Origin of the sequence: Paenibacillus chondroitinus NBRC 15376, assembly GCF_004000765.1 — a bacterium.
GTDB lineage: Bacteria > Bacillota > Bacilli > Paenibacillales > NBRC-103111 > Paenibacillus_E > Paenibacillus_E chondroitinus.
The window spans coordinates 1-13,635 of the sequence record NZ_BILW01000017.1 but is presented as its reverse complement, the minus strand read 5'-3'; the positions used below and the strand labels follow the sequence as shown (position 1 = coordinate 13,635).

At 51.9% G+C, this 13,635-nt stretch carries 12 protein-coding genes; all 12 read right to left on the bottom strand.

Translation table 11 applies throughout. The features are described 5' to 3' along the window. Positions 1-9: 9 nt before the first annotated feature. The 12 genes from ggt to PCH02S_RS19165 all read right to left on the bottom strand — a co-directional run bounded on the left by ggt (position 10) and on the right by PCH02S_RS19165 (position 13,130). Positions 10-1,605, bottom strand: a complete 1,596-nt coding sequence (ggt, locus tag PCH02S_RS19220) for a gamma-glutamyltransferase (RefSeq protein ID WP_127455566.1) — start codon at positions 1,603-1,605, stop codon at positions 10-12. After that, positions 1,599-2,843 (bottom strand): pyridoxal-phosphate-dependent aminotransferase family protein, encoded by a 1,245-nt coding sequence (locus PCH02S_RS19215; protein WP_127455565.1) that lies wholly within the window; start codon positions 2,841-2,843, stop codon positions 1,599-1,601. Before PCH02S_RS19215 ends, ggt begins: the two co-directional genes overlap by 7 nt. Continuing rightward, the gene (locus PCH02S_RS19210) at positions 2,830-4,122 is read right to left on the bottom strand and encodes a M20 family metallo-hydrolase (protein WP_246069163.1); all 1,293 of its coding nucleotides are present in this window, start codon (positions 4,120-4,122) and stop codon (positions 2,830-2,832) included. Before PCH02S_RS19210 ends, PCH02S_RS19215 begins: the two co-directional genes overlap by 14 nt. Continuing rightward, positions 4,115-5,512 (bottom strand): allantoinase, encoded by a 1,398-nt coding sequence (locus PCH02S_RS19205; protein ID WP_127455669.1) that lies wholly within the window; start codon positions 5,510-5,512, stop codon positions 4,115-4,117. Before PCH02S_RS19205 ends, PCH02S_RS19210 begins: the two co-directional genes overlap by 8 nt. 49 nt (positions 5,513-5,561) lie before the next feature. Then, positions 5,562-5,918 (bottom strand): hydroxyisourate hydrolase, encoded by a 357-nt coding sequence (uraH, locus tag PCH02S_RS19200; protein ID WP_127455564.1) that lies wholly within the window; start codon positions 5,916-5,918, stop codon positions 5,562-5,564. Further along, positions 5,915-7,378 (bottom strand): factor-independent urate hydroxylase, encoded by a 1,464-nt coding sequence (gene pucL / locus PCH02S_RS19195; RefSeq protein ID WP_127455563.1) that lies wholly within the window; start codon positions 7,376-7,378, stop codon positions 5,915-5,917. The genes uraH and pucL overlap by 4 nt, the downstream gene beginning before the upstream one ends. 214 nt (positions 7,379-7,592) lie before the next feature. Then, the gene (locus PCH02S_RS19190; protein ID WP_127455562.1) at positions 7,593-8,078 is read right to left on the bottom strand and encodes a nucleoside deaminase; all 486 of its coding nucleotides are present in this window, start codon (positions 8,076-8,078) and stop codon (positions 7,593-7,595) included. 20 nt (positions 8,079-8,098) lie between these two features. Beyond that, positions 8,099-9,028 (bottom strand): ABC transporter permease, encoded by a 930-nt coding sequence (locus tag PCH02S_RS19185; protein WP_127455561.1) that lies wholly within the window; start codon positions 9,026-9,028, stop codon positions 8,099-8,101. Positions 9,029-9,074: 46 nt separating this feature from the next. Beyond that, positions 9,075-10,196 carry an ABC transporter permease gene (locus PCH02S_RS19180; RefSeq protein ID WP_127455560.1) on the bottom strand — a complete coding sequence of 374 codons (1,122 nt, stop codon included), beginning with the start codon at positions 10,194-10,196 and terminating at the stop codon, positions 9,075-9,077. After that, the gene (locus PCH02S_RS19175) at positions 10,193-11,701 is read right to left on the bottom strand and encodes an ABC transporter ATP-binding protein (protein ID WP_127455668.1); all 1,509 of its coding nucleotides are present in this window, start codon (positions 11,699-11,701) and stop codon (positions 10,193-10,195) included. Before PCH02S_RS19175 ends, PCH02S_RS19180 begins: the two co-directional genes overlap by 4 nt. Before the next feature lie 308 nt (positions 11,702-12,009). Further along, positions 12,010-12,543 (bottom strand): chromate transporter, encoded by a 534-nt coding sequence (locus PCH02S_RS19170; RefSeq protein ID WP_127455559.1) that lies wholly within the window; start codon positions 12,541-12,543, stop codon positions 12,010-12,012. After that, positions 12,540-13,130: a chromate transporter gene (locus PCH02S_RS19165; RefSeq protein WP_127455558.1), complete on the bottom strand. Its 591-nt coding sequence runs from the start codon at positions 13,128-13,130 to the stop codon at positions 12,540-12,542. Before PCH02S_RS19165 ends, PCH02S_RS19170 begins: the two co-directional genes overlap by 4 nt. Between the last annotated feature and the right edge of the window lie 505 nt (positions 13,131-13,635).

Here is a 13,635-nt window from a genome sequence, read left to right as displayed (position 1 = left end):
ATCATCGTCTTACCAACCGATTGCTAAACCGTCGCCTCGCGGATCCGCAGCTCCGCTCATAAACCCCCGCTCATCAATGACAATCCCTTGCGCTTGCCCCATGATGCCATCCCATGCTTTCATTGGTTCTACCCGATGTCCCCATTTTTTGAGACGGGCATAGACTTCATCATCCAGACGATGCTCAAGTTTCAACGCATCTCCGTCTTCCCCCCATGTACGTCCGTAGACCCAACGAGGAAGGGCTATCGCTTCTTGAATGGACAGTCCATAGTCCAGTACGCCTGTGAGGATCGAAAGCTGCGTTTGCGGCTGACCCTCCCCGCCTTGTGTGCCATATAACATGTACGGCTTACCTTCCTTGCTGACAATAGCTGGCATTAACGTATGGAACGATCTTTTTTTCGGCTCCAACACGTTTGCGCAAGCAGGGTCCAGCGAGAAAAAAGAGCCCCGATTTTGCATAATCATCCCCGTATTCCCCGGCACATAGGCAGCGCCGAAGTCGAAATAGAGGCTTTGTATAAATGAAACGGAATTGCCCGCTTCGTCAACGACAGCCGCATAAGCCGTATCTTGGCCGATTGCCGGAGATAAATGCTCGCTTGCCTTAAATGGCTCATCCTGTATGGCCTGCCAGAGCTCCTTGGCATAAGCCTTGGACAGCAGATGCTCCAGCGGAATTTCCCGAAAGTTCGGATCCGTTAAATAGAGATCACGGTCTTTAAACGCCTTTTTTATAATTTCCGACATGATATGATAAAAGTTGGCTGAAGCTCTGGGAACCGCGCTTACCTCGATATTTTCCAGCATATTCATCATCATTAGCGCTGTGAATCCTTGCGAGTTCGGCGGCATTTGATAAATCTCATAGCCCCGGTACGTGCTAGAGAGCGGCTTCACCCATTCCCCCGCATAACTCGTAAAATCTTCTTCCTGCAGCAATCCGCCGTCCTGTTGCATACTCTCCACAACCGCCTTCATGACAGCGCCATTGTAAAAAGCATCCCGGCCATCCAGACCAATCTGGCGCAGCGTCTCAGCCATCTCTTTCTGAACCAGTCGATCCCCTTCCTTCAATAGCTCACCGCCGGTCATATATATCGCACTGAGCTGTTCAGAAGCCCGAATGAAGGCTTCATCCTTCTTCATCCAGTAGCGTAAATTACGTGAAATCGGAAACCCCTTTTCCGCATAGGCGATTGCGGGTTCCAACAGTTTCTCCCAGGGCAGCTTGCCGTATTTCTCCCACACCTGCCACCACGCATCGACCATGCCCGGCACCGTAATCGCGCTCAGAATCCCCCTTTGCGGAATCGCTTGCAAACCTTTAGCCTCGTAAAAATCAGGGCTCGCCAGCGCAGCAGATTTCCCGCTTCCATTAAATCCTGTATAGGTACCTGTTGCTGCATCATACATCAGGAAGAAAGCGTCCCCGCCTATGCCCGTCATATGCGGATACACAACGCCGAGCGTCGCGCTAATCGCAATGGCACTGTCAAAAGCATTGCCTCCCTGCTGCAAAATCGCGCTGCCCACGCTGCTAGCCAAATAATGAGGCGTAGCAACCATGGCACGCTCCGCTCGCGGCATGATGTTTAACATGGCTGTTCCTCCTCCTTACGAGCGTATTGATTGAGGGCTGCTTGCAGCGCTGCACCAACATTCACATCGGCTCTGTGCCAGAGAAGAACAGCCTCCAGAGCGCCAAGAACGTGTAGTACGTTCTTTTGATTACAACTGAAGCCCATCGTGCCGATTCGCCAAATTTGACCTTTCAATGGCCCGAAAGAGCTGGCAATCTCAATGCCGAACGTATTCAGCAGCATCGAGCGCACGGACTCTCCGTCAATGCCATCCGGAATGCGGATGCAGGTGACGACCGGCAGCTTGCAGGCCGGATTGCCATAAAGCGTAAGCCCCATCGCCTGCAAGCCGGCGACCAGCGCTGCTTCATGACGCTTATGCCGAAGGTAGCGTTCATCCAGTCCCTCCTGCAGGACTAGACGCAGCCCTTCGCGCAAAGCATAAAGCATGGATGTAGCTTCCGTGTGATGATTAAGCCGTTTCGGGCTCCAGTAATCCTGCAGCATGCCCAGGTCAAAATAGTTGCTCGCCACCGGCTTCAAACTGGAAACGGCCGAACCTTGGTCACGCAGCCCCCGTTCGATCGTTTTACGCCGCAGCACCTTGGCCTCGACTCGGTCATTATAGGTGATCGGCGACATGCCCGATGGGACGGACAAGCATTTCTGCGTCCCGCCGATGACGGCATCGAGCTGCCATGCATCCGTTTGAACCGGGACACCGCCAATTGTGGCTACCGCATCCACGACTAGCAGCGCATCCACTTCCCGGCAAGCTGCGCCGATGCCATCAAACGGTTGGATGCAGCCTGTTGACGTTTCGCCGTGGACCATCGCGACGATGTTCGGTTTTTCCCGGTGGATGGCGTCTATGATCTCCTGTGTGTCGAACACAGACCCCCACTCCCGCTCCAACATGAGAACCTCTGCACCGCAGCGTTCAGCAATTTCTACAAGCAGATGACCGAAACGTCCATAAATAGGAACAAGCACCTTGTCCCCTGGCTCAATAACACTTACAAGCACGGCTTCAATACCGGAACGCGAGGTGCCGTCTACTGGAAAGGCCCATTGATTGCTCGTTTGAAACACATCGCGAAGCATTTCCATCGTTTCATTCATTAATTCTGTAAATTCCGGATCGAACTGCCCCAGAATCGGATACGACATCGCACGCAGCACCCGTGGATCGACCTCTACAGGTCCGGGGGTCATAATGGTTCTCGGCGAGGGCGACAAGTCCTTATAGTGTTTCATCTGCTTTCCCCCCATAGCCATATTGGTATAGCACATGAACCAGTGTGTGGAATCCGGCGATCAGATCATCCGCTTCCGTAAATTCCTCCGGACTGTGACTTATGCCGCCAACACTCGGTACGAAAATCATCGCTGACGGACAGATCGGTCCGAACAGCTGAGCATCATGTCCTGCGCCGCTTGGCAGCCGCATATGCTGAAATCCGCCGGCTTCACAGGCAGCTTCAATTTCTTTCGCCATGCTTTCCTGCATCGCGACCGGTGGAGCATGTAAATTTTCAACCGTTTCTATAGTAAGCCCTCTTCGCATCGCGATCTCTTCGAGCCTTGTTAGCAACCTTACACAAAATGTACGCATCTCGGGCTCGTCAGTATGCCGAATATCCAGTGTAAACTCCACTTCGCCCGGCACCACATTCGAGGTTCCCCGCTTTACTTCCAAACGTCCCACAGTAGCAACAAGCGGCTCTCCTGCCTCAAGGGCCATTTGCTCCGTTATTGCCACCATTTCTGCCGCTCCGGCGAGCGCATCCTTGCGCATCTTCATTGGCGTTGTTCCCGCATGATTAGAGCTGCCCGTTACCTGTACGGTTAGTCGGATTTGGCCAACGATGGCCGTTACAATGCCAATTTGTTTCTTTTTGTAGGTTAAAATGGAACCTTGCTCAATATGAATCTCGATATAACCGCCAATGAATTCGCGTTTTGCCGGGTACTGCTGCCCAGCAGTTGTAGCATCAAATCCTGCTTCCCGCATCGCTTCAAGCAAAGTAACGCCATCGCTATCTGCAATCTCATCCGCAAGCCGCAAGGGTCTTACGCCGGTGACATGCCCTGAGCCCCAGTAGGCCAGCGGGAATCGGCTGCCCTCTTCTTCACAGAACGAAACAGCTTCTAGCGTTCGCTTCGGCGCTCCGTAAGTCGCTTTCAGATAACCCAAGGCCATCATCGAGGCGACGACACCGTATGCGCCATCGTACTTTCCGCCGGTTTTGACCGTATCGATATGGGAGCCTGTCAGTACCGGCTTCTTATCCGGCTGACTGCCGAGCAACTTTCCAAATACATTGCCAACCGCATCGAAACCGGCTTCCAGCCCCAGCAGCTGCATTTTGCTTATAATCGCTCGCTGTGCCTTCAGCCATGGATCCGTATAAAGCAGTCGAGTCACGCCTCCTTCGGCATTAGCCCCATACGAGGAAAGCTCCTCCAACTCCTCAAGCATCCGCTCACCGAATTGGGACAACAAATCAAGTGAATTCGGTACCCTTTTAGCCACCGACCTCACCTCCAACGATCACTGCGGGACGTAACCATGCGCCATCCGCCGTCTCCGTAACTCCTTCTCCAAGCTCATACACCTTGCTTCCACGGCAAAATGTCGCCTGCACACGGCATCCAAACGCCCGCCCCACATAAGGACTATGCTTGTGGCGGTAAAGCAAATCATTCGCCTGCAGGGTATAGCCCCTGCTCATATCAACCAATGCGAGGTCGGCATCCGCTCCGACCGCAATAACCCCCTTGCGAGGATACAGTCCAAAACGCTTGGCAGGCTCAAGCGAAAGCATCCTCGACAGCTCGGGCAGCGGCACATTTCTGCGAAGATGCCCTTCATCCAACATCAGCTCCATGGAGCTCTGCGCCCCGGAGATGCCGCCCCACGCTTCGAAAAAATCCCCCTGCTTCATGGACGTTGGGCACGGGGAGTGGTCCGAAGCGAGAATATCAAGCCGCCCGGCCATCAGCTCCGCCCACAGCCGGTCTTGATCTTCCGCCGTGCGCAGCGGAGGCGCGCACTTCGCGACCGGACCCAGCTGCGCCAGATCGGCGCTGGTCAGCGCCAAATAATGCGGGCACGTTTCCACCGTGACGTCCAGCCCTTTGGCCTTCGCCTCCGTGATGGCCTGCACACCTTCTGCGCTGGAAATATGCACGAAATGCAGCCGGCAGCCCGTCTGCTCTGCGTAGCACAGCGCGCGGTTCACCGCTTCCAGCTCCGCAGCGATCGGCCTCGTCGCAACGTAGTCGAGCGCTCCTCGTCTGCCTTCCGCTTGAGCCTTGGCGGCTCGCTTGGATATGATCTCTTCGCTTTCAGCGTGAAGAGCGAGCACTAGCCCCAAGCGGGCGATCTCCTGCATGCCTTTGTAGAGTGTTTTGTCGTCCACCTCAGCGAAAATATCTTCCCCTTCTCCGCCGGGACAGGACATGAAAGCCTTGAAGCCGATGACGCCTGCCTCCGCCAGCTCCTGCAGATGCCCGATATTGCCGGGAACCAATCCTCCCCACAGGGCATAATCGACCACGGAGTGTCCTTTGGCCGCTGCCAGCTTTTGTTCCAGAGCGCTGAGCCTTACCGTTGGAGGTACGCCATTAAGCGGCATATCGATAAATGTCGTGCATCCTCCAGCTGCGAGAGCCGCCGAGCCTGTCGCGAAGCCCTCCCAATGACCAAGCGCCGGTTCGTTGAAATGAACATGTGCATCAATCATGCCGGGCAAGATATGCAGGTGTTCCGCCTCATAAACAGGCGTTTGCTCCGAGTAGCTGAGGTTTTCGCTTAACGCAGCAATTTTGCCGCCTAGAATACCGATGTCTACCTGCCGCACGTCATCCATGAGTACCACGGTACCTTTGCGAATCACGAGGTCAAACTGTTGATCATCCATGCGAAATCCTCCCTCGGACGTAAATATAGCCACACTTTTTTTTCAAACACTAGCTTCCTCTATACGTGTTATATCCCCACGGTGCAATCAAAAGCGGGACATGATAATGGCTATCTGCTGCGGCAACGCCGAAACGGATGGGCACTTGATCCAGAAAAGGAGGATCGGATAAAGGTACTCCCGTCTCCCTGAAGTAATCTCCGACATGGAACACTAACTCATAGGATCCGGGTACAAAAGCTTCCCCACTCAGCATAGGCTCCTGCAGTCGGCCATCGGCATTCGTGATTTCGGTCCGAAGAAGTTCGGCCCTTCCCTCTTGAAGACGGTACAACTCTATCCGCACCGCCTGTGCCGGTTTGCCTTGGCTAATGTCCAGAACGTGCGTTGTTAGTCCAGCGCTCATAGGCCCTCCAGATCACTTTTTGTCATCGAAAAGCCTTGGAAACCATACGGCGGTCTAGGCTCTGTGAACACCTTTCCTTCACCTGCCGTGGCCTGCTCAAGAATCGTTTCCCACGTACGGTTATTTGATTCGAACCGAATCTCTTTTAACTGCGGGAATCTGAGTAACGCGCGCTGTCCGATGCGGTAGATGAGATTTTGAATCGATGGCGAGTGTTGTTCATGAAAGACTGTATGTGCAATGTCCCGAATTTGTTCAGCAGCCACATAACGTCCCAGATCCGAATCCAACGCATCCTCAACTTCCTCATAGCTCCAAGCGATATCCAGGAAAATGAACAGCGGGCGGTCATAAGATTCTGGTAGTGTTGTATACTCATCTCGTACGAAGCCTGCGAATGAACTGCCCTTCACCTTAATCAGCTTCAGATCGGCAATACCGCCTTCATGCTCCTGAATCGAGATGCCCTCTTCCGTCCTTGTGAGCTCTACCTTGGCTGTCGGATGCTCATTTTGTGAATACCTGTAGACCAGATTCCCATTCTCGAAGCCTTGGGCCCCCGGTACCGGCAGCGCATCAAAAGCAACTTGGTCGGCGGTCATTTTCACGCCGGTCATCTGCGGATAGGTCTCTAGCAGCTTGCGGCTTGCGAAGGCGAGAAATCCTTCAGCCGTTGCGCCTTCATATTCTCCAGCTTTGCGCAAGATGAAATTTTTCATGGAATCCGTGGCCACAACCAACGTGTTATCTCCTTCCGTAAAAGAAGTGAAAAACTTCTCTCCGCTAACCGCCACCTTAATGTTCATTCCAAAAAGCACATTGTCTCGTCCCACAAAACCCGATTCAGGGATTAACGTCAGATTGGTTAGCGGTTTGGCATAGGACCTGTACACCCATACATCGCCTTTGCCGTAGTACATAATTCTCTCAGATCCGTTCTTCATCGCTTTCCCCTCCGCTTCATCTACTAACACGGCTTCTAGGCGAAACCGCCCGATTTTGCAAACCTCCTGTAAAGCCTTGCCCATCTCCTCCTGCACCTCTCGATGAATGCGATGGCTCAGCGCTTCGCGAATCGTCTCCTTGGTCTGACCCTTGACGGCCATGATGAACGGAAACTGAAAAGCCTCCGTGTACTGCTTGTTAAGCTGAAGAAACTGCTCGTATTCATCCGGTGATAACTGGTTCAGGCCTGCTCCCGCCTGCTCATTTACGGAGTGGTCCGTCATGCGGACTCGCGTTCCCAAGTCGGGATGAGCTCGCAGCAGAGCCAACTGCTCTTCCCGATTCGCGCGCCATACTTCCCTTTCCAAACTGCTGATCAGATCCTGTCTTGTTGCAAAAGGCCGTGAACTCCACGCCCGCTTCGCCACCCAAGGGGAGTGTTCAAACAATGGGCCGAAAGCATCGACAAACCCTTCCTGTGTCAGTTCATTCACTTCCTGAAGTGTTAGCGCCACTCCCCATCACCTCTCTAACGATGTAAATGTTAACCATTCTTGATCAAGATTTGTTTCATTGTAAATGCGCCATCCCCATGGGTCAATTTATATGAAAGAAGTTTGTAAAGTTTCATAACATCAGTAACTTTTTTTGTAAAATTACAAAAAAAGCCGCTAGGGACAAAGAGTTCTCCCTAGCAGCTTTCATTTTTGGGCTTCTGCAACGCGCTTCTCACCCCCAATAACCAGCATGCGCCGCAACAGCCTCCGCCTCAATCTCTGCAACCGGGCCGATCACCTGTATCGGCTTGCTGCCTCGAGCAAAAACGACCCGACACGGCAAATCCAGCGTCGGGTTCTGCTCATCCGCCCCGGTCAATTCAGCCAGACGTGTCTCCGAAATGCCATAAACAACGCGCCCCACGTTGCCCCAGTAAATAGAACCCGCACACATGGCGCACGGTTCAGCAGAAGTATACAGCGTGCATGTCCATAACTCGGCTTTGCTGTATTTTTTCGAGGCCGCTTCCATCAGCGTGGTTTCAGCATGCCCTGTACAATTCGATTCCGTTATTTCTATGTTGCCTTGCTCCAAAAGAATTTCCCCTGTCGGCCCTACCAACAACGCACCGAATGGCGTATTGCCAGACTGTCTGGCTAGGACGGAGAGTTCAACGCATCTTTTTAAATAAAACAAGTGATTCTCTGGTCCATTCATCGGCTACCCTCCAGCTTCGTCTAAAATCTTTGTTCCCTAATATAGGGAATACCCAGCGCTTCCGGCGCGCCCGAAGGTTTATTGCGGTTACGCCAGCCTAAGTACATAAGAACGAGAATGGTTACGAGATAGGGAATCATTTTCAGAAAGTAAGAAGGAATATGGCTTCCAATCAGCTGTACGCGGAAACCCAGAATATCCAAAACCCCAAAGAAATACGCGCATACCAAGGCCCGAGTCGGATTCCACCTGGCAAAAATTATGAGCGCCACGGCAATCCAGCCGCGCCCGGACGTCATCCCTTCATTCCATGTTGGCGTGTACACAAGCAGCAGATCTGCTCCACCTAGACCAATTAACATGGAACCGATGATAACGCAGCCATACCGAATTGCCACGACAGGTATACCCATGACATCTGCAGTAGCAGGATTATCTCCGACAGCTCTCAGGTGCAGCCCCCATGAAGTCCGATGAATAAACAAATGCATCACAAGTACCAGCACAAAGCTAAACCAAGTAAACAGGTCCATATGCGCAAAAATCTTCCCCAAGAAAGGTACATTCTCCAGCCAAGTCAAATGAAGCTTTGGCACCGCTCCGGTCAGAGGCTGCCCGCTCACCGGCTTACCCAGATATGCACTAAGACCGGTACCGAAAATCGTCATCGCCAATCCACATACCACTTGATTCGCATGCAGCGATACACTCAGCACCCCATGCAGCAGCCCTAGTAGTCCACTCACGGCAAGAACGCAGAGAATAGCCAATGTTAAACTCCCGGTATGTATGAACAAAAGACAAGAGGTTACCGCCCCCATCAACATAAGCCCTTCTGCTCCTAACTGGGTGATGCCGGACCTCTCGATCAGAATCCCGCCAAGCACAGCCAAAAGCAGCGGAGTCCCCGATGAAATGGCCGAGACAATCAATTGCGTAAGGATCTCCATTACATTCAGCCCCTTCTCCTCAATGGCCACTGTCGTCTCAAGCTAATCAGCTGTTACGGCGCATGCGAAATTTGCCCGCCATACTGCCTGCAATCAGGAAAAACAAGATAGCTCCTTGAATCATCGACGAAATCGACGACGGGAGACCAATTGTTTGCACACTATATCCACCCACAATTAATCCGCCAAAAAGCACCGACGAAACTACCAGACTAAGCGGATTCAGCTTCGCCAACCACGCCACAATAATCGCCGTATACCCATACCCCGGAGAAATGCCATACATGAGACGATGCGCCACACCCGATACCTCCCCCATGCCGGCAAGCCCTGCCAGACCTCCGCTTATGACCATAACAACCAACACATGCCTGGAAATCCTTATACCTGCATTCCGCGCTGCTTCCGCATTAGCTCCAATCAGCCGCAGTTCATATCCCCAACGTGTATACCGAATGACGAACGCATAAAGCAGCACACCAACGATGGCAAAAAGGATACCCATATGGAGCCGCGACGTGCCAAAAGTAGGTAAAGATTGCGCCGCAGTGAACATCGGCGAGCCTGGGAAGTTGAAACCTTTCGGATCTTTCCATGGACCGAATACCGCATAATTCAAAGCAAGCAGCGCCACATAATTCAGCATCAGGGATGTAATCAGTTCGTTGACTTGAAAATAGGTCTTCGGGATCGCCGTCAGCAGCCCCCAAAGTCCCCCCGCCACGATGCTAGCCACCAGCATACAGGGAATTGAAAGGTACATCGGCAGATGTGGAAAATAGATCGTTACCGCTGTCGCCGCCATAGCACCGGCCAAAAACTGCCCCTCCGCACCGATATTCCACACGGAAATCCGGTACGCGATGGATACTCCCAGGCCGCATAGCAGCAGAGGGATTGCCTTAACCAACGTCTCCGTCAGACCAAAGGAAGAGCCGAAGGCTCCCGTCAGCATTTTGGCATAGACGGTAATCGGGTTCATACCATTCAATGAGATAAAAATACCGCAAGCTACCAATGCCAAAACGATGGATACAATGGTCATCCACCATGGGCTTTCGCGACCCGCCGGGTCAATCTCCAAACGATACGGTAGACGTAAACCTGATTCACGCTTGACAACTTTCGTTTCCATTGGAATTGTTCCGACCGTTTGTTGTTCACTCATCCTGCGTCCTCCTCCTCTGAGCCTGCCATCAGCATACCGATATATTCGCGGTTCGCTTCCTCCCGGGCTATATGGCCCACGATGCGTCCGCCGTACATGACCATAATCCGGTCGGATAGCTGCAGCACCTCATCCAAGTCCTCGGATATGAGCAGAACAGAGCGTCCCTTTTTCCGCAGACCCTCTAACAAATCATGGACGCCGGCTGTCGCGCCAACATCGAGCCCTTGCGTGGGATGTACCGCAACCATCAGCTTCGGATCGAGGTCCACTTCCCTGGCGAGGAGCAGCTTCTGTTGATTGCCCCCCGACAAGTGGCGCACAGGCGCATCGATTCCCGGCGTCTTCACATCAAAAAGCTCAACAAGCTTCTGCGACCAATGCCGATTCTTCTCTGTGCGAAGCAGACCGAAGCGCGAACGTTCGGGGGAACGGTAGGTTTTGAAAAGCAGATTATCAACCGCTCCCAAACTTCCCGCGAGACCACTCTTCATCCGGCTTTCCGGTACATGGGCGATGCCTTGCTCAATAGCTCCCCGCACTGAACCGTTGCGCAGCGGACTGCCGTCAAAACGGATGTCACCGTCTTTCCATGGGCGAAGACCTGTTAACACCTCCGCGAGCTCTTTTTGCCCATTTCCCGAGACGCCGGCAACCCCGACAATTTCCCCTGCCTTCACATCAAAATGAAGCCCATCCAGCACCTTACGCCCATGATCCGCATAAACGTTCAAACCGCTAACCACCAGCATCGGGCTGCCCAATGACTTCTCCCTTACACCGGATCGGCCATTTACGCTTTCTTGTCCGACCATCAGCTGCGCCAAATCACGTTCGCTCGTCTCTGATTTCGCCATCGTTGCGATCATTTTTCCTTTGCGCATTACGGAAATATGATCGGAAGCGAACATCACTTCTTTCAGCTTGTGTGTTGTCATGATGACGGTTTTACCTTCCTGCTTCATGCGGTTCAGCGTCTCAAACAACTGCTCGACCTCACCTGGCGTCAAGACCGACGTCGGCTCATCCAAAATAATGAAGTCGGCTCCGCGATAGAGCGTCTTCACAATCTCTACCCGCTGCTGTTCGCCGACGGATAGCTGCCAGATCGGCCGGTCGACTGGGAACGGCAGCCCGAAATGCTTGGAAATCGCCTCAATCTCCTCAGACTTCCGCGTTAACCAACGCTGGCCTCTCCAGAATGAGGACGCCTCGCCAAGCACAATATTCTCCGCAGCCGTTAGAGTCTGCACGAGCCTGAAGTTTTGAAACACCATGCCGATGCCAAGCCGCATCGCATCCTTAGGTGAGCGAATGCGCACTTTCTCGCCATGCAAGCGGATCTCGCCATGTGTGGGGCGATATACCCCGGAGAGCATGCACATCATCGTGCTTTTGCCGGCGCCATTTTCCCCGAGCAGCGCATGAATTTCTCCTGCTTTTGCCTGAAAATTCACCTCATCGTTCGCGATAACCGAGCCAAATTGCTTCACAATCCGGATCATCTCAACGGAGTACTGCTCCTCTTTCTTCAATCGCGCCCCTCCTCGTATAACCGCATATGCTCAAAACAGCATCTCCCCAGGAAGGATCTGCTGCTGCTACATACTTCTATCCATTTTTTCCACTATACTGTTCAGGTGAAATATACGTCAATTAACATCACATCTTATTAGCGCTGTACACGAAAAATACCTCCTATTTTGTGCTAGGCGCCAAACGAGGCGTCAACTAACCTGACGCGAATGCAAAAAGGAGCAGTCACAAACCGTCTCTACAGACGTTTTGTGACTGCTCCTTAGCTAATCTCGCTCTAGGAAAGAAAGATGCCGCCATATACAAAGCCGGCCACAATGACAAAAGCAGGATGAATCTTTCTCTTTTGAATCAGATAAAATGCCACTGCCGCGATGCCAATAAACTGAAGGTATCCAATTGCCTTTGTAGACTCCACCAGACTGCTCCAAGTAACAAGCACCATCATGATAGCAATTACGGGCTGTACAAGCAGCGTCATTCCTTTTATCACAGGAGATTGCTTATATTTCTGCAGGATATTCAATAAAATGATGAGTGCGATAATCGACGGAACCACCGTTGCCGCTACAGCCACCATAACCCCGATCCATCCGCCGAGCTGAAACCCGACATAAGCGGCAATCTTCGTCGCAATCGGCCCTGGCAGGGCATTGCCCAGCGCCAGCATGTTAGAGAACTCGCTGCTGGTCATCCAGTCATGGTTCGTGACAATCTCCTGATACATCAATGGGATCGAAGAAGGACCTCCTCCGTATCCAAACACATTGGCCAGAAAAAAACTAACGAATAAATGCCACCATTCCATCATGCGTCCTCACCAGTCCCCAACCGTCTCTTCTTCCACTTATCCTTGAGCTTATGATGGAAGGCACCATATAGGAGGAAGAGAAAAATAACAATCGCCGGATGCACAGAAAACGTCTGCAGCAGTAAGAAAGAGATCACGAAAAAAGTAATGCCTGCCACCCAGCCCAATCCCTTGATGGCTTTCTCCCCAAACTCATACGCCATGACACCCAGCATCACCGCCACAATCGGCACAACAGCAGCTATCATCCCTTTGATCACACGCGATGTACTAAAAAATTGAATAAATGAATATAACCCCACCATCGCCACACAGGTAGGCAAAATATGCGCAAGCACCCCAACGGCTGCTCCGGCAGTTCCTTTAAGGCGGTAGCCCAGGTACCCGGCCAACTTCGTAGCAATGGGCCCAGGCAGCGTATTCGCTATCGCCAGTACCTCCATGAACTCCTCATCTTTCATCCATTGAAAACGCGTCACTGCCTCATACCGAATTAACGGGACTATCGACGGTCCACCGCCATATCCCAGAATCCCTGTACGCAGCATCGCCATTCCAATCTGAACATATGTATTCCCCACACGCATCACTCCTATCTCTTGTTGCAACTTCAGCATCTATATATGAATATACATCTGCAGGCAGGCATCAAAGTAAACTTTGCCTTATTGTAATCTAAGTTTAAATGATTTATTTGATTCTATCCGCACTTTTGTAAAATTGACAAACAATGTTTGGTTTCTTTGGACGTTCACCTCACCAGGGGGGACTCCTGCGTCGCCTATGTTGTACTTTATGCATTAAAATCATGCAAAAATAGTGCGAGCTTGCCACTTCGTTGTACATAGTGCAACATTCTTTGAGTTGCGAGCCCTTTTTTCGCATATTTCGGTGAAATGGTTGTATTTTATGCAACGGGAAGTTATTTCGTAGCGAAAAAGTAAGTGTTATGTTGTATTTAATACAACATAACGAGGCAGGTAATTGCTCTCCTCATCCTCCATATAGCTATGTAAGCGGTCCACGTTAATGGCAGTAAACAATAAACAAAAAAACCTTACGAGGATTTCTCCTTGTAAGGTTTCTCATTGT

Bases quoted from the DNA above. Each gene is read 5' to 3' on its own strand.
- PCH02S_RS19215 (WP_127455565.1), bottom strand. From the start codon at position 2,843: ATGAAACACTATAAGGACTTGTCGCCCTCGCCGAGAACCATTATGACC.
- PCH02S_RS19165 (WP_127455558.1), bottom strand. From the start codon at position 13,130: ATGCGTGTGGGGAATACATATGTTCAGATTGGAATGGCGATGCTGCGT.
- PCH02S_RS19190 (WP_127455562.1), bottom strand. From the start codon at position 8,078: ATGAATGGACCAGAGAATCACTTGTTTTATTTAAAAAGATGCGTTGAA.
- PCH02S_RS19170 (WP_127455559.1), bottom strand. From the start codon at position 12,543: ATGATGGAATGGTGGCATTTATTCGTTAGTTTTTTTCTGGCCAATGTG.
- ggt (WP_127455566.1), bottom strand. From the start codon at position 1,605: ATGTTAAACATCATGCCGCGAGCGGAGCGTGCCATGGTTGCTACGCCT.
- PCH02S_RS19180 (WP_127455560.1), bottom strand. From the start codon at position 10,196: ATGAGTGAACAACAAACGGTCGGAACAATTCCAATGGAAACGAAAGTT.
- uraH (WP_127455564.1), bottom strand. From the start codon at position 5,918: ATGAGCGCTGGACTAACAACGCACGTTCTGGACATTAGCCAAGGCAAA.
- PCH02S_RS19205 (WP_127455669.1), bottom strand. From the start codon at position 5,512: ATGGATGATCAACAGTTTGACCTCGTGATTCGCAAAGGTACCGTGGTA.
- PCH02S_RS19185 (WP_127455561.1), bottom strand. From the start codon at position 9,028: ATGGAGATCCTTACGCAATTGATTGTCTCGGCCATTTCATCGGGGACT.
- PCH02S_RS19175 (WP_127455668.1), bottom strand. From the start codon at position 11,701: ATGATCCGGATTGTGAAGCAATTTGGCTCGGTTATCGCGAACGATGAG.